We start from the raw sequence: 24,582 nt of genomic DNA, 5'->3' as shown, positions 1-24,582 counted from the left end.
CTGCATCCCTCAAGCTGACGTCGGGCGCGCGAGCCCCTATCTTTGCCGTCATGGCCAAAGCCGACCGCCCCGATTCCGCTCCGACCGACATGAATGACGCCCCGGACCCGTCCGGTGCCGTGCGTGACGATGCCCGCTCCGGGCCGGAGATCATTGCCGACTACGTCAAGCGCCTGCCCGCCAAGCCGGGCGTCTATCGCATGTATGACGAGGCCGGCGAGGTGCTCTATGTCGGCAAGGCGCGCAAGCTGAAGAACCGGGTGTCGAACTACGCCAAGTCCGGCGGGCACACCAATCGCATCGCGCTGATGATCTCGCTGACGCGCTCCATGGAGTTCGTGGTCACGGCCACGGAAACCGAGGCGCTTCTGCTCGAAGCCAATCTCATCAAGCGATTGAAGCCGCGCTTCAATATCATCCTGCGCGACGACAAATCCTTCCCATACATCCTGATCCGGACCGATCACGAGGCGCCGCAGCTGCTCAAGCATCGCGGATCGCGCAAGGCCAAGGGCCAGTATTTCGGTCCGTTTGCAAGCGCAGGTGCGGTCAACGACACGCTCAACACGCTGCAGAAAGCCTTCCTCCTGCGCACCTGTACCGACAGCGTGTACGAAGGACGTACCCGGCCCTGCATGCTCTATCAGATCAAGCGCTGCGCGGGGCCGTGCGTGGATCTGGTCGAGCCGCACCGTTACGCGGAACTGGTGGACGAGGCGACGCAATTCCTTCGCGGCAAGTCGAACCTGCTCCGGGAACACCTGCAGGCCGAGATGGAGGACGCGTCACAAGAGCTCGACTTCGAGCGCGCTGCACGCCTGCGTGACCGCATTCGCGCCATTTCGGCGGTGACGACCCAGCAGGGCATCAACCCTGAAGGGCTCGAGGAAGCCGATGTCATCGCCCTGCACCAGGAGGGGGGACGCACCTGTGTGCAGGTCTTTTTCTTCCGCGCCGGCCAGAATTGGGGCAACCGCGCCTTCTATCCCAGGCACGAATCCGAAAGCGGGCCAGAGGACGTGCTGGCCGCCTTTATCGCCCAGTTCTATGACGACAAACCCGCCCCCCGCCTCCTGCTGACCTCGCACGTGCCGGACCAGGGCGAACTCCTGGCCGAGGCCTTGACCTTGCGGGCCGAACACGCGGTCGAAATCCGGAGCCCGCAGCGCGGCAGCAAGAAGGCGCTGGTCGAGCAGGCTGTTTCCAACGCTCGCGAGGCACTGGGCCGCAAGCTCGCCGAGACAAGGTCCCAGGCCCAGCTTCTGGACGGGGTGCAGAAGGTCTTCGGCCTGCCGCGCCGGCCCGAGCGTATCGAGGTCTACGACAACTCCCACATTCAGGGGAGCAACGCGCTGGGCGCCATGATCGTCGCCGGACCGGAGGGGTTTGAAAAGACGAGCTATCGCCGCTTCAACATGAAAGGCGATGACGCAGCGACAAATGACGATTTCGCGATGATGAAAGCGATGCTGCGCCGGCGGCTCGGCCGCCTGGCCCGCGAACGCAGCGAGGGCGCACCCGTGCCCGACCTGATGTTGATCGACGGGGGCAAGGGTCAGCTATCGGCAGTGCTGGAGGTGATGGAAGAGACCGGGACGAACGATATTGCCGTTGCCGGCGTGGCGAAAGGTCCCGACCGGCATGCGGGCCGCGAGGACTTTTATCTGCCCGGCAAAGCGCCCTTCCGCCTGCCCGCCAATGATCCGGTGCTCTACTACCTGCAGCGCCTGCGCGACGAGGCGCACCGCTTTGCCATCACCGGCCACCGCGCGAAACGCACCAAGCAGATCCGGGAGAACCCGCTGGACGATATCGCCGGTGTGGGAGCGAGCCGCAAGAGCGCGCTACTCAAGCATTTCGGGTCGGCCAAGGCCATCTCGCGCGCCAATCTGGCCGACCTGGAAGGCGTCGACGGTGTCTCCAAGGCGCTCGCGCGAAAAATCTACGATCATTTCCACGAGTGAGCCTCTGACATACAATTTATGTCTATTTTTCAGTAATTTAATGCAACCCTAGAAACATCATGGTTATGGGTTGTTTAAGCTTTTCCCGTCACCTCTCGACCGGAGTTTTCCCCATTAAAAAGGATGGCCGTCATGGGCGATCTCGCGCTTGCGCAACGTTTTGACTTCCTCGACTTCGATGACGACGCTCGCGCCATTCTGCGCACCATCAAGCCGATCGTGGAGCGTGCACTCCCGGCCGTTCTTGACGAGTTCTATGAGCATATTGCCAGATATCCTGAAGTCGATGCGCTGTTCGCCACTCCCGAGATCCGCGCTCACGCCAAGTCCGCGCAGTTTCGCCACTGGCTGATGATCTGCGATGCGCAGTACGGCGACGACTACATGAAATCGGTTCAGCGCATCGGCGAAACCCATGCGCGGCTCGGCCTGGCCCCGGCCTGGTATTTCGGTGGCTATTCCAAGATCACCTGCGGCATATTCCGCGCACTCGTGCGTCATGCAAAGTCGGGCCAGGGTGGTCTCCTGCGCCGGGGCAACGGGTTCGACCTCGAGTTCGCCCTGCAAAGCATCAACCGTGCGGCTTTGCTCGACATGGACCTGTGCATGTCGACCATTGATGCGGCGGCCGTTCGCAAGAAGCAGGCGGAGCGGGACGCGCTTGCCGAGCGGTTCGAGCAATCCGTGTCTGAAGTCGTCGCGTCGGTCGCGGCTGCATCGGAAGAACTCGCGCAGACCGCCCGGGCCATGAACCAGACGGCAGGACGCACGACCGAGCACAGCACCTCCGTGGCTGCAGCCGCAGAGGAAGCCACGGTCACGGCGCGCAGCGTGGCTGAAGCCACCAGCGAGCTGACCAAGGCCATCGCCGAGATCAGCCAGAATTCGAGCAAGGCGGCCGAGACCTCCGGCCTGGCCACCAGCGAGGCCAGACGAACCGGCGAAACCATGGCCGAGCTGTCGGGCGCGGCCGAGAAGATCGGCGAGATCGTGAGCCTGATCGAGCAGGTCGCCGAACAGACGAACCTGCTGGCGCTGAACGCGACGATCGAAGCGGCCAGGGCCGGTGACGCGGGCAAGGGCTTCGCGGTTGTCGCAAGCGAGGTCAAATCCCTGGCTTCCCAGACCGCCCGAGCCACCGAGGACATCTCCGCTCAGATCGCAAACGTCCAGAACGTCGTGGCCAGCGCTGTCAAAGCCATCTCGTCGGTGACCGATGCCATCGAAAACGTGACCTCGATCTCGACCTCGATCTCCGCCGCCGTCGAACAGCAGAGCGCGGCGACCGCGGAAATCAGCCGGAACACCGATCAGACCGCGAGCAGCACGGAGTCGGTTTCCGCAACGATTCAGGAAGTCCGCATTGGCGCCGAAGAGACCAGCCGGTCCTCCGATTCAGTGGTTTCCGCCGCTGAAGAGGTCGGACGTCAGGCAGAATCCCTGCGCGGCGACGTGGGTCATTTCCTTCAGCACATCCGTGCGTCTTAAGCGCGAACAACGCTTTATCGTGACCCGGTCCTAAGGTAGCACTGACCGCGCCGGCAACCGGCCGGCGCGGATCAGCGGTTCGTCATGACCCCCTCGTCTACATCTGGCTGGCTGAAGGCCCTGCCCAACCTCATCACGGTCTCGCGCTGCATCATCGGAGTGCTGGGGGCCTGGCTGCTGGTCAAAGCGTCACAGTCGACCATGGAATCGCAGGCAGTTGTGCTCGCGGTATCGTCCGGCGCGCTATTCGTGATTTCAGCGCTTTCCGATTTCATCGATGGATGGCTGGCCCGGGCGATCGGCGCCGTCAGCGCGCTCGGCGCCCTGCTTGACCCTATCGCAGACAAGGTTCTGGTCGGCAGCTATCTGATCGCCTTCGTGCTGATCAGCCGGTTTGATCCGTTTCTGACGCCAGCCGTCGTCATCATTGTGGGCCGGGACGTGCTGGTCACGGCCCTGCGGCTTTCCCGCCTGAACAGCCGTGAAGTACCGCTGCCGGTCACCGACGAGGCCAAGTTCAAGACGGGCCTGCACATGGTGCTGATCGCGCTGCCCTTTCTGCTCGTCCTGACGGGACTGCGCGATGTCGAAGGCTGGTTCTACTACTGGGTCGGCGGCGTATGGCTGGCAGCCTTGCTGAGCGCATGGACCGCCATGCCCTATCTGCGCAAGGCCTTCAGCGGGCACCGCTAGCCGACGGCAGATCAGTCGGCCAGCACGGTCGGATCGAGTTCCAGGGTCAGTGCCGGGTCGATGTAGCGATTGTGCCATTTGATCCGCCAGTCCAGATGCGCGCCGGTGGAGCGGCCACCGGATCCGACCGCGCCGATCACGTCTCCGGCCTCGACCCTATCGCCCGCCTCCACCGAGACTTCGGAGAGATGCAAGAAGCCGGAGGTGAAGCCCTGACCGTGATCGATGAAAATCAGCCCGCCTTCATAATACATGTCGCCATCGGCAAGGGTGACCAGGCCGGGGGCTGGCGCGTGGACGTCCGTCCCTTCGCCCGCGGCAACATCGAGACCGTAATGCGGACGCCGGGGCTCGCCGTTGAAGATGCGCTGTGAGCCGTACACGCCCGTGATCGGGCCTTCAGCCGGCATCACGAAACCGTCGAGAAAACCGCTGCCCTGCCAGCGCGACGTATAGGCCTGCGCCTTGCGGGCGCCTTCACTGCGGATGCGCGCGAGGGTCTCTTCAGGCGGCGTCACATATTCTTGCGGTACGCCATCGATGCGCTGGATCTCGTATTCGCGCTGCGTCACATCCAGGCTGCGGCTAAAGTCCAGCCCGCCTGCGGACACACGAAGCTCGGTCTGCTCCGGTGCATCGCGGTCATGCCCCAGAATGACGTAGCCGGCCTCGTCTGCGGTTACGGTGATGTCGCCGAGCGACACCCCGGCGCCGGGAAGCGTGCGGCAGATCAGCGTCGCGCCCTGGATGTGCTCGCCGACACAGTCGATGGGGGAATCGGAGGCCGCCGGGACCGCCGGTTGAACGAGAAGCGCGAAGCCGAGTGCGAACATCACTGGGACTCTCCCTCCTTCACGCCAGGCCCGGTATGGATTTCCATCCAGCGCTGCGTCGCGGTCGGCCCGTCCTGATAGGCTTCCTGAAGCTCGGCGCTCCAGTAGCGCAGATCGTTGAGCGGTATTTTCGAGCCCGTTACCGCGCAGACCACATACGCGCCGGGCGACAGGATGAGATAATCGGCATCCCCGTATTCCAGCTTGGCCTCACCGGTAAATTCACGGTCGAAATGGTTCATCGCTTCATCTCGCTATTCAGTGTCCACACAGAAAACTAGCACAGGCGGGACGAGGGTTGCAGTCCGTTTGCAGGCTGGCTTCGCGCGTCTGTCACCCGAGATCTTATCCCCGCCATGGTAACCCGGCTTGATGCTTTCAGTCCTGTTCAACCAGCCAGGACGCTGCTGTCTCATGGCCTATCTCGACTCCCCCCTGAGCCAGGTTCGTGCCATCGCCTCGGCGCGCTCACAGCTGAGAGTGCGCACCCGGCCTGCGCTCGACGCTCCGATTGTGGGCAGGCTGGCTCCCGGGCAGATGGTGGAGATACTCGGCGCGGTCGAAGGCGAGAGCGTGCAAGACCAGAGCGGCTGGTCCGTGCTGCAAGCGGACGCCGTGTGCTGGTCGGGCGGACTGAGGCAAGCCCAGCCGCTGCAGGACGGCCATTTCGCGCTGGCTCCGGTCCGCGTGCGGCGCCGGCCCGATGGTACGATCAGGCCGATGAGCCCGCGCGAATGCGAGACGCTCTTCGGCCGGATCGAATACCGGTCGCAGCCGGATGGCAGCGTGACGATCCTGAACGGGTTCGAGAGCCGGCTGGACGTGCTGCGTCCGCCCCTTCTGCCTCGCCCGCCCTACGGCGCAACGGCGATCAGCGTTCATCCTCTCGCCCGGCCGGCCTTCGAACGGGTTTTCTATCGCCTGCACAAGTCAGGGCTCGATGCCGGGATCCTGACGTTCGACGGCGCGTATATGGCGCGCCACAAAGGTTGGGACACCCGCCGGGCGCTCAGCACCCATGCCTATGGCATCGCGATCGATCTGAATGCCGCCTTCAACCGGTATGGCCAGCCCCCGGCGCTCGCCGGGGAGACGGGAAGCCTGGAGCGCATTCTGCCGGTCTTCGCCGACGAAGGCTTTGCGTGGGGTGGAGATTTTTCCGCACCCTGGCAGGACGGAATGCATTTCGAGCTCGCCTGCCATCCAAGAAAGCCGTTCTAGAACAAGTTGCCCTGTTCGGGGGGCGGCTTCTTTGCCGCCTTCTTTCGCGGCTTTGCCGCTGGTGCAGCAGAGGGCCGGGCCGGATCGTCCCAGATCACGGCGCGCCGCGTTGCGTCATCGGCAAATGTCAGCATCAGCGCCTGGCCTTCGCCAAGGCTGGACCCCGCCCGCACCACGCCGCCCGCTTCATCGCGCACCAGCGCAAAGCCGCGCGCCAGCACGTTCTTGTAGGAGAGCGAATCCAGGCGAGCGCCCAGGCTGGCGACTTCGCGCGTGTGCTGGCGCAGCTGGCGCCCATAGGCCGGTTGCAGGCGGCGCGACACCTCGGTCATCCGGCGCCGGGCCTGGTTGATATCGCGCTGCAGCGCGGCGGGGCGCAAGCCGGCCGCGAGTGTCTCGAGCCTGCCGCGTTTGCGTTCCACCCCTGTTTTCAATGCGGTATCAAAACGCTGGCTGACGAAGTCGTGGCGCTGGCGCTTGTCGAAAAGCAGGTTCTCGGCCCGCGGCATGGCGCGCACCAGGGCGCCGAGGTCCGAGCGCTTGCGATCGACCGAGCGCCGCAACGCGCCGGAGAGACGACTGCCTGCAAGATCAACACGTTCGATGAGTTCGCGCCGTACCGGGACTGCGATTTCGGCTGCCCCGGTCGGCGTCGGCGCGCGGCGGTCGGAGGCGAAATCGATGAGCGTGGTGTCGGTTTCATGGCCGACTGCGGAGATGAGGGGGATGTCAGATCCCGCCGCCGCACGCACCACGCTCTCCTCATTAAAGCACCATAAATCCTCTATCGAGCCACCACCACGTGCGACGATCAGGACATCAGGCCTGTGCAAGGGGCCGTTATCCGGCAGCGAATTGAAGCCCTGGATCGCTTCGACGATCTGGGCGGCCGCCCGGTCGCCCTGGACCAGGACCGGCCAGAGGAGGACGTGGACCGGGAAGCGGTCTTCGAGCCGGTGGAGGATGTCGCGGATCACCGCACCGGTCGGCGAGGTGATCACCCCGATCGTGCGCGGAAGGAAAGGCAGAGCGCGTTTGCGCTCCGGGTCGAAGAGGCCCTCGGCGGCGAGCTTCTTCTTGCGCTCCTCCAGCAGCGCCATGAGCGCGCCGGCGCCGGCCGGTTCCATCCGGTCGATGATGATCTGGTATTTCGAGCGGCCGGGAAAGGTGGACAGCCGGCCCTCGGCAATGACCTCCAGCCCTTCTTCCGGGCGGAAGGCGAGCTGAGCGGCCATGCCCTTCCAGACTACGCCGTCGATGACGGCCTGCTCGTCCTTCAGGTCGAGATAGACATGGCCGGACTTGGCGACCGTGACGCGGCCGAGCTCGCCGCGCACGCGCACGTGGCCGTAGGAGTCTTCCACCGTTTTCTTGAGCGCGCGCGCCAGCTCGCTGACGGTGAATTCTGGTGCGTTGGTAGCGGTGGCCATCTAAAAAGCGGACTCATCTCGTTTCTGCTTTGCCATGGGTAACCCAAGCCGCCTGTGCGGCGCCAGAGGCGGGCCTGCGCATTTGAGGGCTGGATTGAACCGCCGGATTTGGGCTAGGCCACCTCCCGACACTTGCGAGCGGCGCGAAGACTTGCGGCGCAGGACCGGAACGAGGCATTTGGGCCATGAATATTCTCATCATCGGATCGGGCGGGCGCGAGCATGCCCTGGCCTGGAAGATCGCACAGAGCCCGCTGGTCGACACCGTGTGGTCTGCGCCGGGCAGCGTGGCGATGGATCAGATCGGGCCCTGCTTCGATGTTGCTGCCGACGACATTGACGGTCTTCAGGCGCTGGCCCTGCAGCTGGAACCCGATCTGATCGTGATCGGCCCCGAAGCCCCGCTGGCGCTGGGGCTGGCCGACCTGCTGCGCGCGCGCGGCTTCGATGTGTTCGGTCCGTCCAGGGACGCGGCGCAACTGGAAGCCTCCAAGGGCTTTGCCAAGGACATGATGGCGCGCTTCGGCGTGCCGACCGCCGCCTACGGGGCCTTCACCGACCTGGCCAAGGCACGCGCCTTCCTGGACACGATGAACGCGCCCTACGTGCTGAAAGCCGACGGCCTGGCCGCGGGCAAGGGCGTGGTCATCGCCCAGACGCGCGAAGAGGCCGAATCCGAGCTGTCGGACATGTTGTCGGGCAAGTTCGGGGACGCCTCGGCCTCGGTCGTCATCGAGGAGTTCATGGAGGGCGAGGAGGCCAGCGTCTTCGTGCTGACCGACGGGACCAATGCGCTGACCCTGCCGGCCGTGCAGGATCACAAGCGGGTCGGCGAAGGCGATACCGGGCCGAATACCGGCGGCATGGGGGCCTACGCCCCAGCCCCGCTGATGACCCCTGAATTGATGGCAACCGTCGATGAGCAGATCGCCCGCCCGATGCTGGACGGGATGCGCGACGCGGACATGGCCTATTCCGGCGTGCTCTATATCGGCATCATGGTCACCGCGCAGGGGCCGAAAGTCGTCGAGTTCAATTGCCGCTTCGGCGACCCGGAATGCCAGGCCCTGATGGTGCAGACCGAAGCGGACATCGTGCCGGCCCTGCTGTCCTGCGCCACTGGCGGCATGCCGGCCCGGGACTTTGCCCGGCTCCTGCCCCAGGATGACCGCCCTGCCCCCACCGTGACGGTGGTGATGGCGAGCGAGGGCTATCCCGGCAGCTATGAGAAGCACACCGTGATCAAGGGTCTCAAGGAGGCCGGCGAGGTCGACGGCGTGACCATCTTCCACGCCGGGACCGGCGTGAACGATGCCGGCGACGTGGTCGCGACGGGCGGACGGGTGCTGAACGTCACCGCCACCGGGGCGACGCTGCAAGAGGCCGTGGACCGGGCGTATGCCGCGGTGGACCGCATCGACTGGGCGCAAGGCTTCTGCCGCCGCGATATCGCCTGGCGCGCCCTCTAACGCTGTCGTGCGCTACTCTGCTGCGCCCGCCCCCTCGGTTGCGGTGCGCGGTTCGGCGGCGGCAATGGCTTCCAGCTCGGTATCGATCTTCTCTGCCATGAGGATCGCGGTCTCGACCGCGTTCACGAAGAAGTCGCGGGTCAGGTTTTCGAACGTGTCGGTCGGCTGGTGATAATGGGGGTGGTCTTCCACACTGAGCAGCAGGAAGGGGATTCCGGCTTCGAAGAAGGGACCGGAATCGGTGCGCAGCGTCCAGTCGTCACCGCCGGTATCCTCCGGCGTGTCGTAGCCGCGTGACAGGGTGACCGGGGCGGAGGCGCCAATCTCCTCGATAATCGGCACCAGAACCGGGAAGTGATAGCTCCCGACCGCGTAGAGCTCGTTCTGTTCGTTATACCCGATCATGTCGAGGTTGAGGTTGAAGGCCATTTCGCCGAGCGCTTCGGGCGGGTTGGCCACGAAATGCTCCGCGCCCTTCAGCCCGACCTCCTCGGCATCGAACGCCACGAAGACGACATCGTGCTCGGGCGGGTTCTCGACGAAATGCTCGGCGATCGCGAGCATGCCGGCCACGCCGGAGGCGTTATCGTCCGCGCCGTTATAGATCTCGTCGCGGCGCACCCCGACGTGATCGTAATGGGCGGTGACGACGATGGCCCGGTCCGATCCGCTCTCGCACAGGCAGGCAATGATGTTGGTGCCGGTCCGCGGCTCGTTGCTGCGCGACATGTAGCCGAAGGGATATTCGAAGCTCGCGCCGACGGGCGTGAGGCCGATCTCCTCGAACCGGGACATGATGTAGGCGCGTGCGCGTTCGCTGCCTGGCGTGCCGGCGGCGCGCCCTGCCATGTCGTCACCGGCGAGAACGCGGACATCCTCCAGCGGCTCGGCGTTGACGGCAACCAGAAGGGCGAGCACAGGCAGGGTGGCAAGCAGCGGCATGGGGGACGATCTCCGACAGAGTTCAGCAACGATGAAGGCTGCGGGTTCCCACCGCCTGCCGGTCTCTTATATTCCAGTTCAACGAAAATGGGAGTACACGCACATGCCGATGGCCGCGGACGATATCGCAAAGCTGATCCGGGACGGCATCCCCGATGCCGAGGTCGAGATTGTCGACCTTGCTGGAGACGGCGACCACTACAAGGCGATCATTACGGCGGAGAGCTTTCGCGGCATGCCCCGCGTGAAACAGCACCAGGCCGTGTACGCGGCCCTGGGCGGGCGAATGGGCGGAGAGTTGCACGCGCTCGCTCTGGAAACCCGCACTCCTGCAGGCTGATCGCTTGACCGCCTGCCCCGCTCTTCCTAGCTAGAAGACTTGATATTCTTCCGGAGGCTTCTGCCATGACCGACCAGGCCGTACTCGACGAAATCAAGGATGCCGTCACCAAGAATGACGTGGTCCTGTTCATGAAGGGCACGCCGACCTTTCCCCAGTGCGGGTTTTCGTCGGTCACGAGCCGGGTGCTCGACCATCTTGGCGTGAACTACGTGGCGGTCAATGTGCTGGAAGACCAGGCGGTGCGTGAAGGCATCAAGGTCTTTTCCGACTGGCCGACCATCCCGCAGCTCTACGTGAAGGGCGAATTCGTCGGCGGCTGCGACATCATCAAGGAGATGTTCGAGACCGGCGAGCTGCGCAGCTACATGGCGGACAAGGGCGTGCTGGAAACCGGCAGCGCGGCGTAGACACGCCCCGCCATTTTCTGCTTTTCAAAAAAGCCCCGGTCGATTGGCCGGGGCTTTTGTCTATCGCCCGATCGGGTTGGCCAGCCGGATGTCCGCGCTCTGCGGCACGCCCAGCTCGGCGCGGGTCCACTCAAGCGTGACCCCTTGGGGGAGAATCGCCTCGCAGCGGTCCGGCTCGCGGCGGACCAGCTCGACCTCGGCGGTCCAGCTTTGCGGCGCCATGAAGATGTCGATATCGAAGCTGTCCTTGGTCGTGCAGCCATTCGAGTGGGCCTGAACGATCAGCGTGTCCTGCTCCACCCGCCAGCCCAGAACCGAGTCCAGGCGACGTTGAGGCTCCGCGATACGCGACGGCTCGAGTTCCGGGCCAGGCTGGCATCCGGCGGCGAGGAGTGCGAGCACAAGTGCATGCCCTCCGGTGGCCAAAGCAATAGCGTTCATCTGAACCTCGCGACCCGCGAATGGGTGTCTTCACTCTAGCCGCAAACCTGCAACGCGGTCAGCCCGAAACGCAAACGCCCGCCCCGGAATATCCGGAGCGGGCGCCTGGTCGTCTCGAACGGGTCGTGAAATCTACGAGGAGTAGAATTCGACCACGAGGTTGGGTTCCATCTGCACCGGATACGGCACATCGGAGAATTCGGGGATGCGGGTGAAGGTGGCCGTCATCGCCTTCACGTCGACTTCGACATAGTCGGGGAAGTCGCGTTCGCCGCTCTGCAGCGCTTCGAGGACGAGGGCCATGTTGCGCGACTTTTCGCGCACTTCCACGACATCGCCCGGCTTCACGCGGTAGGACGGGATGTTCACGCGCTGGCCGTTCACCTTCACGTGCCCGTGGTTCACGAACTGACGTGCGGCGAAGACGGTCGGGACGAATTTCGCGCGGTAGACCACGGCGTCCAGACGGCTTTCCAGAAGACCGATCAGGTTCTCGGCCGTGTTGCCTTTGCGGCGATCGGCCTCGTCATAGATCGAGTGGAACTGCTTCTCGGTGATCGAGCCGTAATAGCCCTTCAGCTTCTGCTTGGCGCGCAGCTGAAGGCCGAAATCGGAGATCTTCGCCTTGCGGCGCTGACCGTGCTGGCCCGGACCGTAGGGACGCGAGTTGATCGGGGATTTGGCGCGGCCCCAGATATTCTCGCCCATACGGCGATCGATTTTGTGTTTCTGCGAATGACGCTTCGACATGTTTTTCCTGTTTCGACGCGGCCCGGCAGAGCGCCCTCTTCGCTCCGCAATAAAAACGGCGGTTCACGCGTCGCCCGTGAGTGTTGGACGAATTGGCAGCTTCATGCTGGCCGAGGGAAGCGCGGGTTATGTTAGATGGCCGGGGCTAAGTCAACTGGCCGCAGCGGTTCGCGGGCCGACGGGCGCCCAACTTGCCCGCTTACAATTATTTGACCTGTGTACCGGCGCGGACTTCCATACGGTCCTAGCCTTTGCAAGAGGAAACCGGCCATGCGTCGTCTTCGTCCACTCGTCCTGTTTGCTGCCCTTGTGCTGGCACCCGGCATGGTGTCTGCCCAGTCCGAACCCGACCCTCGTGCTCTGCAGCCCGCGATCGATCAGCTGTACGCCGAGCAGACTGCCCCCGGCGTCTCTGCGGCGGTGATCGGCCCGCATGACGATGACGCGGTGAGAGCCTGGGCCGGAAAGATGGCCCGAGATGCGGGCCCGGTCGGGCCGCAAACGCGCTATCTGGCAGGCAGTCTGGGCAAGACCGTCACCGGTTTGATCGCCGCCCAGCTCGTTCACGAAGGCCGGCTCGACCTCGATGCGCCGATCACGGCCTGGCTTGCCGACCGGCCCTGGATCGAGGCGCTCGAGCATGGCGACGCGATCACCATGCGCCATCTGCTGACGCACACTGCCGGCGTGCCGGACTATCTGGAGGATTGGCGCTTCCATCTGGCCCTCCGCCTGCGGCGTGAGCACAGCTTCACGCCGGACGAGTTGATCGGCTTCGTGGCATCGCACACCCCGGCCGGCGAACCCGGGGCAGCGTTTTCCTATTCCGACACCCATTTCATCATCGCCGGCCTGGTCCTGGAGGCTGTGACGGGATCAGCCTATGGCGAACTGGTCCGCGACCGGGTCATCGTCCCGCTGGGCCTGTCCGAAACCGAGGTTCTGGCCGGGCGGCACTACGAGAATCTGGCGACCGGATATGACCGGGCGCTGTTCGGCGGAAAGACCGCAACCCTGCGCGGCGACGCCCTCATCCGCGATTTTTCCTATGAGGGCGCGGCCGGCGGGCTGGTGACCAGCCCGGCCGATCTGGCGCGCCTTTTCCTCGCTCTGGGTTCTGAGACATTCGCCCCCTATCGTGCCATCATGATCGACGAGGCCTGGACGCTGGATGCCGAGCGCGGCACCGGCTACGGGCTTGGCGTCTATGTGACCCGAAACGAGGACGGTACGTACCGGCTGTTCCACGGCGGCGATTTTGCCGGCTACCGCTCGGCGGCGCTGTATGACAGCCGCAGCGCGCTGGCCTTGGCCGTTCAGGCCAATGCCAAATCGTTCGAAGCTCCGGACGCGGTGTTTACCCTGATGGATACGTTGACCGGCAATCCCGGCCCCTAATCCCCCCGCACGACGCGGTGCTTGCCGCGTCCGAGAGTCAGCGCCTTCACCGCGCCGCGGAAGGTGCGCACTTCCTGGATGGTCAGTCCGCCGCGCGCGAAGATATTGCGCAGATTCTGGATCATCAGCGGCGTTTTCTCCGGCGGGAAGAAGAAGCCGGCGCGCTCCAGCTCCTCCTCGAAATGGCGGTACATGCGGTCAAGCTCGTCCTGGCTGGCCGGGTCCTCCAGCGGGCGGAACTCGGCCGGCGGCGGATCGGCCGCGCGCCATTCGTGCGCGATGATGCCGACCGCCATGGCGAGATTCAGGCTGGCAAATCCCGGCTCCACCGGCAGGGTGAGGATGGCGTTCGAGCGCGTGACCGCCTCGTTCGGCAGGCCCGCGCGCTCGCCGCCGAAGAGCACGCCCACGCGCGTACCCGCCTCGACATGACCGCGCGTCTCGGCCATCGCCTCGCGCCCGGTCAGGACAGGCTTGAGCATGTCGCGCGGGCGCGCCGTGGTCGCATAGAGCACGGACAGGTCGGCCACCGCCTCGTCGAGCGAGTCGAACACCTGCGCGGCGTCCATCACCGGAGAGCCGACGGCCATCGTGATCGCCGTCTCGTTCGGCCAGCCGTCGCGCGGCGCCACGATGCGCAGTTCGGGCAGCGCGAAATTGCCCATCACCCGGGCAGCCGCGCCGATATTCTCACCCATTTGCGGGCGGTGAAGGATGAAGACGGGGTGTTTGGAACCCTCTTTCATAGCTGCTCTTTCACTTCCAAGGATCGGGTGCTAGATCACGCCCCAATACGACTCCCCCCTTTAGCGCGCGTTTGGGTGCGCGCCTCAAGACGGAAAGCGCATAAACATGGCCAAGATCAAAGTCGACAATCCGGTGGTCGAGCTCGACGGCGACGAGATGACCCGCATCATCTGGGATCTGATCAAGGAAAAGCTGATCCTGCCGTATCTCGACATCGACCTGAAATACTACGACCTCTCGATCCAGAAGCGCGACGAGACCGACGACCAGATCACCGTCGAGGCCGCCGAGGCCATCAAGCATTACGGCGTCGGCGTGAAATGCGCCACGATCACGCCGGACGAGCAACGCGTCGAAGAGTTCGGCCTGAAGAAGATGTGGCGCTCGCCCAACGGCACGATCCGCAACATTCTCGGCGGCGTCGTCTTCCGCGAGCCGATCGTGATCCAGAATATTCCGCGCCTGGTTCCCGGCTGGACCAAGCCGATCGTCATCGGCCGCCACGCCTTCGGCGACCAGTACCGCGCGACCGACATGAAGATTCCCGGCCCCGGCAAGCTGACGATGACCTATACGCCGAGCGATGGCGGCGAGCCGGTGACCCGCGAGGTCTATGACTTCCCGTCCGCCGGCGTTGCCATGGGCATGTACAATCTCGACGACTCCATCCGCGACTTCGCGCGCGCGTCGCTGCGCTATGGCCTCGATCGCGGCTGGCCGGTCTACCTGTCGACCAAGAACACGATCATGAAGGCCTATGACGGCCGCTTCAAAGACATCTTCCAGGAAGTCTACGAGGACGAATTCAAGGCCGACTTCGAGAAGAAGAAGATCACCTACGAGCACCGCCTGATCGACGACATGGTCGCGGCGGCGATGAAATGGTCCGGCGGCTTTGTCTGGGCCTGCAAGAACTATGACGGCGACGTGCAGTCCGACACCGTGGCCCAGGGCTTCGGCTCGCTCGGGCTGATGACCTCGGTGCTGATGACGCCGGACGGCAAGACGGTCGAGGCCGAGGCGGCGCACGGCACCGTGACGCGTCACTACCGCCAGCACCAGAAAGGCGAGAAGACGTCGACCAACTCCATCGCGTCGATCTTCGCCTGGACGCGCGGCCTGAAATATCGCGGCACGATGGACGGCAACGAGAAGGTCGTGGCCTTTGCCGAGAAGCTGGAAAAATCGGTCGTGCGCACCGTGGAAAACGGCTTCATGACGAAGGACCTGGCCCTGCTGGTCGGCGATCAGCAAGGCTGGCTGACCACCGAGGGCTTCCTCGACAAGGTGGGCGAGCGCTTCGCCGACGAGATGAAAGACGTCGTCTAGGCCTTAGCGCCTGACGGGACGAGGTCAAAGGCCGGGCAGCCATGCCCGGCCTTTTTCTTTGACGCCCCGGCGAACAGGGGCGTGCCGAGATACCTCGGCCACGCGGGCTAGCGAGGACTAGTCCTGCTGCTTCCTGGCGCGCGCATACTCGGCGTCGCGCGCGGCGGCGATGCGGTCGCGGACCGTTTCCGGGGCGAGGCCGTATTCTTCCAGCGCCCGCCCGGCAAGCTGCAGCCCGGCCTCGATGGCGTCGGGAATAATGAAGTCGGCGCCCGCCTCGCTGAGCCGATGGGCGTGGTGGGCATCCTGAGCCCGTGCCAGAACCAGCGCATCGCGCCGGACCTCGCGCACGGCGCGCACCATCGCTTCGGCGCTCAGCGCATCGTCGACGGTGACCACGAAGAGCGACGCCCCCTGCGCGCCGGCGCGCATGAGGATTTCCGGGCGTGACGCATCGCCGAGATAGACCTGCCAGCCGGCCTTGCGGGCGCGCGACACCACGCCCGGACGCCGGTCGAGCGCCACGATCTCGGCCTCCTCGGTCTTGAGAACGCGCGCAATCGCTTCGCCGACCCGCCCGAACCCGGCAATCACCACGTGATCTTCAGGCGCGGTCAATCCGGCAACACCCGGCACGCCGGGGTCGGGCTGGCCCATGCGCTCGGCAAGCATGCGCCCGAGGCGTCCCGAGATCGGTGTGAACAGCATGGAGAGCGCGGCCATCGCCGTGAGAATGGTCGTCATCTCCGGATCGAAGAGCGCGCCGCCGCCGGCCGCCGCGACGATCACGAAGGCGAACTCGCCCGCCGGGGCGAGCAGAAAGGCCGCCTCGATCGCCACGGGGCGCGAACCGGAAATCAGGCGCACGGCAAAGAAGGCGATGACGCCCTTGAGCAGAAGCAGCCCGAACAGCCCGCCGGCAATGACCCACAGATCACGCAGCACGCCCTGCAGGTCGAGGCCCATGCCGACGGTCATGAAGAACAGGCCGAGCAGCAGCCCCTTGAAGGGTTCGAGGTCGACCTCGGCCTGGTGCTTGAACTCGGTTTCGCCAAGCAGGAGACCGGCCAGGAAGGCGCCCAGCGCCAGGGAAAGTCCTGCGCCGGCCGTGAGCACCGCCGCGCCGACAACGACCAGCAGCAGGAGCGCCATCAGGAAGTCGCGCCCGCCCTGGGCCGCGTAGCGGAAGACGCGGTTCAGGCCGAAGCGGCCGATCAGCACGATGATCGCGATCGCGATCGTGCCCTGAACCAGCGCTTCGAGCATTGCCGTCAGCAGACCGGTTTCGCTGTCCCGGCTCAGAAACCCGACCAGGATGAGGATCGGCGCGACGAGAATATCCTGGAACAGGAGGACGGCGAGCGAGGTCCGGCCGACCGGCTGAAGGGTGCGCCGCTCCTCGGCCAGCACCTGCATGACGATCGCCGTGGAGGAAAGTGCGAGCGCGAACCCGACTGTAAGCGCGGCAGGAGGCGGCAGGCCGGCGAGCCATGCTGCGCCCGCAATCAGACCGGCGCTGACGAAAGCCTGCAGGCCGCCAATCCCGAACACCGCGCGGCGCAGCTGCCAGAGCTTCTGAAACGACAGCTCAAGACCGAGCAGGAAGAGCAGGAAGAGCACGCCCAGTTCGGCGAAGGGCGCTGCGGTCTCCGGCTCTGAAATCGTGATGTATTCCAGAACCGGCAGACGCGGCACGAACTGACCCAGACCGAATGGCCCGAGCGCGATGCCGGCGAGAAGAAAGCCGAGCACCGCCGACATCTTCCACCGGCGCAGCAGCGGTACGATCAGGCCGGCCGCGACCAGAAAAACGATCACGTCCTTCAGCCAGACTTCCTGCCCTGCCCCGTGTTCCATAGCGCCCCGCGCATGCTTGATCTGTCCTGATCAGATCAGCTTACACACGCGCGAGGGCTTGCGTCAGGGCAAATCCCTTTTTGCCATGAGGTGTTTGCAGCGGTTTTGGGGCTGTTTCTCGTGTCTGTGGAGCCGGCCGCCCTGCATGCGCAGACCGTCTCGCTGGCGCTCGATTTCTTCGGCCGGCTGGGTGGCCGCGAGTGATCCGCCTCAGTCCGCGCCGCCCGTACGCTTCAGCGTCACGAAGGTCTCCGCCTCGATGACCCAGCCGAGCGCGTCACGGCGCCATTTGGCGAAATAGCGGCCGGAATAGCGGACGCTCATGCCCTCGGCGGACCAGGCGCCGCGCCAGCGCCCGGTTTCGGCGGCCAGCTGGCCGTCCTCTCCGACCTCGATGCGCGAGGGGCTGCGCACATAGGTCACATCCGGCATGGCGGTGAAGATCGACTGCCAGGCCTCCAGCTGGGCGGCGCGGCCGACCATGCACTCCGCCTCGTCGCCGGGCACCAACAGCACGTTATCGGCCAGCACAGCGGCGATGGCCTTCAGATTGCGCATGTCCAGCGCGGCGTTGAAGTCACCCCTGGCCGCGGCGACAGCCCGAGCAGCCGGCTTGTCGCCAACCAGCTGGATACCCGTCTTCGGCGTCCGCGCCATCAACCGGCCAGCGCCTCGCGGATCGCCGTCAGCCCGGCTTCGGCCTGAGTGCCATCGGGTCCGCCGGCCTGAGCGAAATCGGGACGCCCGCCGCCGCCCTTGCCGCCAACCGCCGCAGCACCTTCGCGCACCAGGTCCACGGCGTTGTACCGGTCTTTCAGATCGTCGGTGACGCCGACGGCCAGCGCCGCCTTGCCTTCATTGATGCCGATGAAGACCGCGACGCCTGAGCCCATCTGAGACCGGGCCTCGTCCACCAGACCGCGCAAATCCTTGCCGCCGACGCCCTCGACCACGCGGCCGATGAATTTCACGTCACCGATCGTCTCCGGGCCCGCCGGCGCGCCGGCGGCACCGCCGCCCATGGCGAGCTGTTTCTTGGCCTCCGCCAGCTGGCGCTCCAGCTTCTTGCGCTCATCAATGAGGGCGTCGAGGCGCGCTTCAAGCTCGCTGGCGGGGATTTTCAGGCGGTCCGCTGCGGAGCGGGCGATACCGGCCTGGGTTTCGAGATACTGGCGTGCCGCTTCACCGGTCAGAGCCTCGATGCGGCGCACGCCGGCGCTGACCGCGCTGTCGCCGACGATCTTGAACAGGGCGATATCGCCAGTACGCGCGACGTGGATCCCGCCGCACAGCTCGATCGAGTACGGTTTCTGCCCGTCGTCGAACGCGTGACCCATTTCCAGCACGCGCACGCTGTCACCGTATTTTTCGCCGAACAGGGCGAGTGCCCCGCGCTCGATCGCCGCCTCGGGCGCCATCTCGGCGATCTGGGCGGGCGCATTCTGACGGATGACCGCATTGACCTGGGCTTCGATCTCTCGCGTCTGTTCCTCGCTGAGCGCCTGGCCGTGCGAGAAATCGAACCGCAGGCGGTCCGGACCGACATAGGAGCCTTTCTGGCTGACATGCGGCCCCAGCACATCGCGCAGCGCCGCGTGAACGAGGTGGGTGGCCGAATGGTTGGCGCGGATCTTGTCCCGGCGTTCGCCATCGACTGCCTGACGGCCGGTATCGCCAACGCCGATTGCCCCGCCGCTCACCTGACCGATATGGGCATACACGTCACCGGCCCGCTTCTTCACGTCCTCGACCTTGAAGACCGCGCCATTGGCGAAGCTGATGGTTCCCGTGTCGCCGATCTGGCCGCCGCCTTCGGCATAGAAAGGCGTGCTGGAAAACACGAGCTCGCCGCTCTGGCCGTCCTCCAGCGCGTCCACCGACGTCTTGCCGGCGACGATCGCGCGGATTGTGTCCTCGCCGCCGAGCGCCGTGTAGCCGGTAAATCCGGTCGCCCCGGCCGCATCGCGAACCGAATACCAGACCGTGTCGGGGGCGGCCTCTCCCGATCCCGACCAGCTGGCGCGCGCTTCGGTCTTCTGGCGGTCCATGGCCGCGTCGAAGCCGGCCACATCCACGCTCATACCCTTGGCGCGCAAAGCATCCTGGGTCAGGTCCAGCGGAAAGCCGAACGTATCGTAGAGCTTGAACGCGGTTTCACCGGGCAGCGAGTCGCCCTGTGCCAGACCGGAGGAAGCCTCTTCAAGCAGGCTGAGCCCGCGCCCGAGCGTGCGCTGGAAGCGCTCTTCCTCGGCGCGCAGCGTTTCCTCGATTACCGGGCGCGCCCGGTTCAACTCGGGGAAGGCATCGCCCATTTCCGCCACGAGGGCGGGGACGAGCTGGTGCATCACCGGCTCCTGCGCGCCCAGCAGGTGGGCATGGCGCATGGCCCGGCGCATGATCCGGCGCAGCACATAGCCCCGGCCCTCATTGGACGGACCGACGCCGTCTGCGATGAGGAAGCTGGTCGCGCGTAAATGGTCGGCGATGACGCGATGGCTGGCGAGCTGGTCGCCGGCGGCTTTCGCCTTGAGCACCTCTTCGGACTGCGCAATGAGCCTCTGGAACAGGTCCACCTCGTAATTATTGTGCACGCCCTGAAGGACAGCGGCGATCCGCTCAAGCCCCATACCAGTATCGATCGAGGGTTTAGGCAGAGGCTTGCGCTCGCCGCCTTCGACCTGCTCGTACTGCATGAAAACGAGATTCCAGATCTCGATGAAGCGGTCGCCGTCTTCATCCGGCGATCCCGGCGGTCCGCCCGCGATCTCCGGTCCATGGTCGTAGAAAATTTCAGAGCACGGGCCGCACGGACCGGTGTCGCCCATCATCCAGAAATTGTCGGACGTGGAGATGGGAATGATCTTGTCGTCCGGCAGGCCGGCAATCTTCTTCCAGAGCGCGGCCGCTTCCTCGTCCTCGCTGAAGACGGTGACCAGGAGCTTGTCCTTGGGCAGCGCAAATTCCTTGGTGACCATCGTCCAGGCGTGGTGGATCGCCTCTTCCTTGAAGTAGTCGCCGAAGGAAAAATTGCCCAGCATCTCGAAGAAGGTGTGGTGGCGGGCGGTATAGCCGACATTGTCGAGATCGTTGTGCTTGCCCCCGGCCCGCACGCATTTCTGCGAGGAGGTCGCGCGCGGCTGTGAGCGCTTCTCGACACCGGTAAACGCGTTCTTGAACGGCACCATCCCGGCATTGACGAATAGCAGCGTGGGATCGTCCTTCGGGACGAGCGGGGCCGACTGGACGATTTCGTGTCCGTGGGACGCGAAATAGTCGAGAAACTTGGCGCGGATATCGCGCAATGGTGTCATGACAGGCTCCGAGGCCGGTGTGAATTCGTGCCGGCGGCAAGACGCAGCCGGGCGAGCATCCCCCATATACGAACGGGCGCCCGGCAAAGCCAAGCGCCCGTTGCAATCATTTCAGGCTTACACCCCGGACCGGGGCAAACTCCCTCTAGCCGGCAGCGGCCTCGTCGCCGTCATCGGCCTGGTCCAGATCGGGCCGGCCGAGCATTTCCTCAGCCAGAAGGCCGGCATTCTTGCGGACTTCGTTTTCGATCTTGTTGGCGATGTCGGGATTGTCGAGCAGGAATTTGCGCGAATTCTCGCGGCCCTGGCCGATCCGTTCGGAGCTGTAGGAATACCAGGAACCCGACTTCTCCACGATGCCGCCCTTGACGCCCAGATCCAGCAATTCGCCGGTCTTGGAGATGCCTTCACCGTACAGGATGTCGAATTCCACTTCCCGGAAGGGCGGAGCGACCTTGTTCTTGACCACCTTGACGCGGGTCTGGTTGCCGATGACCTCGTCGCGGTCCTTGAGCGCGCCGATCCGGCGGATGTCCAGACGCACCGAGGCGTAGAATTTCAGGGCGTTGCCGCCGGTTGTGGTTTCCGGGCTGCCGAACATCACGCCGATCTTCATCCGGATCTGGTTGATGAAGATGACCAGCGTGTTCGACTTGGAAATGGAGGCGGTGAGCTTGCGCAGCGCCTGGCTCATCAGGCGCGCCTGCAGACCAGGCAGGCTGTCGCCCATCTCGCCTTCGAGTTCGGCGCGCGGCGTGAGGGCCGCCACGGAGTCCACGATGAGAATGTCGATCGCGCCGGAACGCACGAGCGTATCGGTGATTTCCAGGGCCTGCTCACCGGTGTCCGGCTGGGAGACGAGAAGTTCGTTCACGTCGACACCGAGCTTGCGCGCATAGACCGGATCAAGCGCGTGCTCCGCATCCACGAAGGCCGCAGTGCCGCCCGCCTTCTGAGCTTCGGCGACGCAATGCAGGGCCAGCGTCGTCTTGCCCGAGCTTTCCGGCCCGTAAATCTCCACGACCCGTCCCTTGGGCAGGCCGCCGACACCCAGCGCGATGTCCAGACCCAGAGAACCGCTAGAAATCGCTTCGATATTCTGGTTCGGGCGCGAGCCCAACTTCATGACCGACCCCTTGCCGAAAGCGCGGTCGATCTGGGTGAGCGCGGCGTCGAGGGCTTTGGTCTTGTCCATATTGTCGTCTTTCACGAGCTGCATCTTCGCCTGAGCCATGGCGTACACTCCCTTTTCTCACGCCGCCCTGAGTCGGGCAACCAAGGGATATGTACGCGTTTCGTTCTGCGAACGCAACAAGAACATTAAACCGGCGCGGCGGCAGGCCTGACCGAGGTCAGGGGCTCAGCCGCCGATAAGCTCCTTAACCCGTTCGGCCAGCTGCGGCAGCGTGAAGGGCTTGGGCAGGAAGGACACGTCGAGTTCCTTCGACAGGGTGTGAGAGAACTCTTCTTCCGCGTAGCCGGAAATGAACACGATGCGGGCATTGCCAAGATAGGGCCGACCCTTTTCCAGCAATCCAGGGCCGTCGAGCCCCGGCATCACCACGTCGGAGATGATGAGATCGAAGCTGCCCGGAGACTCTTCCAGGATTTCCAGTGCTTCCTCGCCATCCTCGGCCTCGACCACTTCATAGCCGCGCTTGACCAGCGTCTTGGCCGCGATGGTGCGCACCGGCGCTTCGTCCTCGACAAAGAGGATGCGCCCGCGGCCGGCAAGATCGGCGGGCTTGCGCTCGACCGTCCTGGCTTCCTTCTCGGCCGCGATTTCTTCGGTTTCCGTAGCGCTGGGCTGGTGCTCGGGCATGTAGATCGTGAACGTGGTCCCCTCGCCGACGCGCGACTTGGCAAAGAGGAAGCCGCCCGACTGCTTCACGATGCCGTAGACGGTCGCCAGCCCCAGACCGGTGCCCTGCCCGGCCGGCTTGGTGGTGAAGAAGGGCTCGAAAATCTTGGTCAGCGTCTCCTCGTCCATGCCGGTTCCGCTGTCGGCCACACGGATGGCGGCCCAGCGCCCGTCCTTGGGGTTGGGCGCACCGGCCCGGCGCACATCGTCCGCGTCGACCGTCTGGGTCGAAATGGTCAGCGTGCCCCCACCCTTCGACTTCATCGCGTCGCGCGCATTCGTGGCGAGATTCATGATGGCGTTTTCAAGCTGGGTCTTGTCCGCGCGGATGAGGGGCAGGTCGCGGCCATGCTTGAATTCGAGCCGCACCGATTCCTCGAGAATCTGGCGCAGGAGTACCGAAACGTCCGACAGCGTGTCGGTGACGTCCAGCGTGGTCACACGGAAGGTCTGCTTGCGCGAGAAGGCGAGCAGTTTCTTCACGAGGCCGGCCGCGCGCGCCACGGTGGAATTGATCTGTTGAAGCTCGGGATAGGACGGGTCGCCGACCGGGTGGCGGCCCAGCAGCTCGTCGGTATTCAGGCGGATGGCGGTCAGCATGTTGTTGAAGTCGTGCGCTACGCCGCCGGCCAGCTGCCCGACTGCCTGCATCTTGGCCGCCTGGGCGAACTGGCGCTCGAGATCCTTGAGTACCGTGATATCGACCAGATAACCTACCCGCTTGCCGGCACGCGAGGGCGCGAAGAAGAGATGGATCTCGCGTGAGCCCTCCCCGGTGATCAGACGCGCCTCGGCCGGTTCGCCGCGCCCGGCCAGGGCGGTCGCGAAGACACTCTCCGCCGACATGTCCTCGGTCCAGTCGAACAGCTCGGCAAAGCGCGTGCCCGGCGTCGCACGCCCGGCGGAGAGCTGGACCATGGCCGGATTGGCGTCCTCGATGAGGCCGGTTTCCGGATCCGCCTGGTCCAGACGCACAACGCCGAAGGGGGCGCTGGCAAACATGTCGTCAAACGTGCGCCCGGCCGTGTCGCCGTGGGCGGCCATCGCCTGGGCCACGCCCGGCGGTGCGCCGGTGATCGACAACCCGTAGACCACAGCACGCGCGCGCGGCGGACGCGCATCGTCCCAATCCAGGGCCAGCACGGCGGGCGCCTCGACGCCCTCGCGGGCGTTCAGACGCACATCGATGCGCACCGGCGTGTCGCTGCCGCGCGACCTGGCGAAGCTCTTCGCGGTATCGCCGAGGAACATGTCCTTGATCTTCAGCGCCTGGTCGGCATCCACACCGAGCCAGTCGCGCAGCGTCGCGTTGGCGGCCAGAACCCGGCCCTCACCGTCGGCCAGGAACAGACCGACCGGCGCGTGCTCGGCCCAGCCGGGAACCTCCTCGCCGGCGGGACCTGCTTCGGCATGCTCCTCGGCGAACCGCCAGACCGCACCACCGCTCTTCAAAGGACTGACCTCGGCGCGATAGACGGCCGCGCGCACGCCAGAGCGCAGAGGCGGCAGGGTCTCGCGCGCCTGTGTGCGGGCCTGTGCGGCGCGGGTGAGCCGGTAGATCGCCGCGCCCGCAGCCCCCGCCCACACCCGGTCGGGAGAGGCCGGGCCGAGTGTCGCGCCCAGCCCGGCCGCATCCTTTGCAAGCTGGCGGTATGCGGTGTTGGCCCAGACCGGGCGCCCCTTCACATCGCTGATGAGCACCGGGTCGCTCATCGCTTCGAAGGCCTGGGAGGCGAGCCCGTCGGATGCAGCCTGCGGTGCCTTTTCCGACAAGACGCGCGCGGCGCTCTCGCCGGCGACCAGCGCATAAAGGAAGAGGAAGGCGACAAAGGCGACGCCGGAGAGAAGGAGAAAGCCCTGCCAGCCTGCGGCGGACGCGGAAAAGGCACCAAACGACGCTGCACCAAGCGCGGCCAAGCCGGCCACCCAGAAAACGATTCGTGTAGCCGGCGCCAGCCAGCGGCGCGCAGGCGCGTCGGCGGACGGGCTCTGCAAGGGCTGCTCGCCGGGGCTCCCGGCCTCACGGCTGGATTGGCTGCGGTCGGTCGAGGGGGCGTCAGTCATGGTTAACTCGCATCCTGAAACTGTGCGCCCGGCC

General features: G+C 65.3%; 21 protein-coding genes. 9 read left to right on the top strand and 12 right to left on the bottom strand.

Annotated features, from left to right (window positions below; translation table 11 throughout):
• The first annotated feature begins 50 nt into the window (after positions 1 to 50).
• The 3 genes from uvrC (at position 51) to E5162_RS01355 (ending at position 4,145) form a co-directional block, all read left to right on the top strand.
• A complete protein-coding gene (gene uvrC, locus E5162_RS01365; protein WP_135943161.1) occupies positions 51 to 1,964 on the top strand; it encodes an excinuclease ABC subunit UvrC in 1,914 nt (637 codons plus the stop codon).
• Between the two features lie 132 nt (positions 1,965 to 2,096).
• Entirely contained in the window at positions 2,097 to 3,452 is a 1,356-nt protein-coding gene (locus tag E5162_RS01360; protein ID WP_158291152.1) for a globin-coupled sensor protein, read from the top strand.
• An 84-nt stretch (positions 3,453 to 3,536) separates the two neighbouring features.
• On the top strand, positions 3,537 to 4,145 hold the full coding sequence (locus E5162_RS01355) for a CDP-alcohol phosphatidyltransferase family protein (protein ID WP_135943159.1): 609 nt from the start codon (positions 3,537 to 3,539) through the stop codon (positions 4,143 to 4,145).
• A gap of 11 nt (positions 4,146 to 4,156) precedes the next feature.
• Here the strand turns inward: E5162_RS01355 and E5162_RS01350 are convergent, their stop codons facing one another.
• Together E5162_RS01350 and E5162_RS01345 are read right to left on the bottom strand one after the other, a co-directional pair.
• The gene (locus E5162_RS01350) at positions 4,157 to 4,978 is read right to left on the bottom strand and encodes a M23 family metallopeptidase (RefSeq protein WP_135943158.1); all 822 of its coding nucleotides are present in this window, start codon (positions 4,976 to 4,978) and stop codon (positions 4,157 to 4,159) included.
• Entirely contained in the window at positions 4,978 to 5,220 is a 243-nt protein-coding gene (locus E5162_RS01345) for a DUF2093 domain-containing protein (protein ID WP_135943157.1), read from the bottom strand. Before E5162_RS01345 ends, E5162_RS01350 begins: the two co-directional genes overlap by 1 nt.
• Positions 5,221 to 5,392: 172 nt before the next feature.
• Here E5162_RS01345 and E5162_RS01340 point away from each other — a divergent pair, with 172 nt between their 5' ends.
• Complete coding sequence (locus E5162_RS01340) at positions 5,393 to 6,199, top strand: M15 family metallopeptidase (protein ID WP_158291151.1); 807 nt, start codon at positions 5,393 to 5,395, stop codon at positions 6,197 to 6,199.
• Here the strand turns inward: E5162_RS01340 and xseA are convergent.
• Positions 6,196 to 7,629 (bottom strand): exodeoxyribonuclease VII large subunit, encoded by a 1,434-nt coding sequence (gene xseA, locus E5162_RS01335; protein WP_135943155.1) that lies wholly within the window; start codon positions 7,627 to 7,629, stop codon positions 6,196 to 6,198. The genes E5162_RS01340 and xseA overlap by 4 nt on opposite strands.
• A gap of 185 nt (positions 7,630 to 7,814) precedes the next feature.
• Here xseA and purD point away from each other — a divergent pair, with 185 nt between their 5' ends.
• Positions 7,815 to 9,098 carry a phosphoribosylamine--glycine ligase gene (gene purD, locus E5162_RS01330; RefSeq protein WP_135943154.1) on the top strand — a complete coding sequence of 428 codons (1,284 nt, stop codon included), beginning with the start codon at positions 7,815 to 7,817 and terminating at the stop codon, positions 9,096 to 9,098.
• Between the two features lie 12 nt (positions 9,099 to 9,110).
• Here purD and E5162_RS01325 read toward each other — a convergent pair whose 3' ends face one another.
• A complete protein-coding gene (locus E5162_RS01325; RefSeq protein ID WP_135943153.1) occupies positions 9,111 to 10,040 on the bottom strand; it encodes a M20/M25/M40 family metallo-hydrolase in 930 nt (309 codons plus the stop codon).
• A 103-nt stretch (positions 10,041 to 10,143) separates the two neighbouring features.
• On the opposite strand from E5162_RS01325, the gene E5162_RS01320 reads away from it, so the two are divergent.
• On the top strand, positions 10,144 to 10,380 hold the full coding sequence (locus E5162_RS01320) for a BolA family protein (RefSeq protein WP_135943152.1): 237 nt from the start codon (positions 10,144 to 10,146) through the stop codon (positions 10,378 to 10,380).
• 65 nt (positions 10,381 to 10,445) lie between these two features.
• Positions 10,446 to 10,790 (top strand): Grx4 family monothiol glutaredoxin, encoded by a 345-nt coding sequence (grxD, locus tag E5162_RS01315; RefSeq protein WP_135943151.1) that lies wholly within the window; start codon positions 10,446 to 10,448, stop codon positions 10,788 to 10,790.
• A gap of 60 nt (positions 10,791 to 10,850) precedes the next feature.
• On the opposite strand, the gene E5162_RS01310 is transcribed toward grxD, so the two are convergent.
• The gene (locus E5162_RS01310) at positions 10,851 to 11,231 is read right to left on the bottom strand and encodes a hypothetical protein (RefSeq protein WP_135943150.1); all 381 of its coding nucleotides are present in this window, start codon (positions 11,229 to 11,231) and stop codon (positions 10,851 to 10,853) included.
• A 132-nt stretch (positions 11,232 to 11,363) separates the two neighbouring features.
• Complete coding sequence (rpsD, locus tag E5162_RS01305; protein WP_135943149.1) at positions 11,364 to 11,981, bottom strand: 30S ribosomal protein S4; 618 nt, start codon at positions 11,979 to 11,981, stop codon at positions 11,364 to 11,366.
• 270 nt (positions 11,982 to 12,251) lie between these two features.
• On the opposite strand from rpsD, the gene E5162_RS01300 reads away from it, so the two are divergent.
• A complete protein-coding gene (locus E5162_RS01300) occupies positions 12,252 to 13,379 on the top strand; it encodes a serine hydrolase domain-containing protein (protein WP_135943148.1) in 1,128 nt (375 codons plus the stop codon).
• On the opposite strand, the gene E5162_RS01295 is transcribed toward E5162_RS01300, so the two are convergent.
• A complete protein-coding gene (locus E5162_RS01295) occupies positions 13,376 to 14,125 on the bottom strand; it encodes an RNA methyltransferase (RefSeq protein WP_135943147.1) in 750 nt (249 codons plus the stop codon). The two genes, E5162_RS01300 and E5162_RS01295, sit on opposite strands and share 4 nt — an antisense overlap.
• A gap of 106 nt (positions 14,126 to 14,231) precedes the next feature.
• Between E5162_RS01295 and E5162_RS01290 the strand changes: the two genes are divergently transcribed.
• Positions 14,232 to 15,455 carry an NADP-dependent isocitrate dehydrogenase gene (locus E5162_RS01290; protein ID WP_135943146.1) on the top strand — a complete coding sequence of 408 codons (1,224 nt, stop codon included), beginning with the start codon at positions 14,232 to 14,234 and terminating at the stop codon, positions 15,453 to 15,455.
• 117 nt (positions 15,456 to 15,572) lie between these two features.
• Here the strand turns inward: E5162_RS01290 and E5162_RS01285 are convergent, their stop codons facing one another.
• From E5162_RS01285 to E5162_RS01265, 5 genes are all read right to left on the bottom strand, one after another.
• The gene (locus tag E5162_RS01285) at positions 15,573 to 17,312 is read right to left on the bottom strand and encodes a cation:proton antiporter domain-containing protein (RefSeq protein ID WP_135943145.1); all 1,740 of its coding nucleotides are present in this window, start codon (positions 17,310 to 17,312) and stop codon (positions 15,573 to 15,575) included.
• A gap of 210 nt (positions 17,313 to 17,522) precedes the next feature.
• The gene (locus tag E5162_RS01280) at positions 17,523 to 17,969 is read right to left on the bottom strand and encodes a nuclear transport factor 2 family protein (protein ID WP_135943144.1); all 447 of its coding nucleotides are present in this window, start codon (positions 17,967 to 17,969) and stop codon (positions 17,523 to 17,525) included.
• Entirely contained in the window at positions 17,969 to 20,623 is a 2,655-nt protein-coding gene (gene alaS, locus E5162_RS01275; RefSeq protein WP_135943143.1) for an alanine--tRNA ligase, read from the bottom strand. Before alaS ends, E5162_RS01280 begins: the two co-directional genes overlap by 1 nt.
• A 145-nt stretch (positions 20,624 to 20,768) precedes the next feature.
• A complete protein-coding gene (gene recA, locus E5162_RS01270) occupies positions 20,769 to 21,857 on the bottom strand; it encodes a recombinase RecA (RefSeq protein WP_135943142.1) in 1,089 nt (362 codons plus the stop codon).
• A 126-nt stretch (positions 21,858 to 21,983) separates the two neighbouring features.
• The gene (locus E5162_RS01265) at positions 21,984 to 24,548 is read right to left on the bottom strand and encodes an ATP-binding protein (protein ID WP_135943141.1); all 2,565 of its coding nucleotides are present in this window, start codon (positions 24,546 to 24,548) and stop codon (positions 21,984 to 21,986) included.
• Between the last annotated feature and the right edge of the window lie 34 nt (positions 24,549 to 24,582).

Origin of the sequence: Marinicauda pacifica (assembly GCF_004793635.1) — a bacterium.
Taxonomy (GTDB): Bacteria; Pseudomonadota; Alphaproteobacteria; order Caulobacterales; family Maricaulaceae; genus Marinicauda; species Marinicauda pacifica.
Note: the sequence above shows the minus strand (reverse complement) of the source record. Positions and strands in the feature narration are given on the sequence as shown.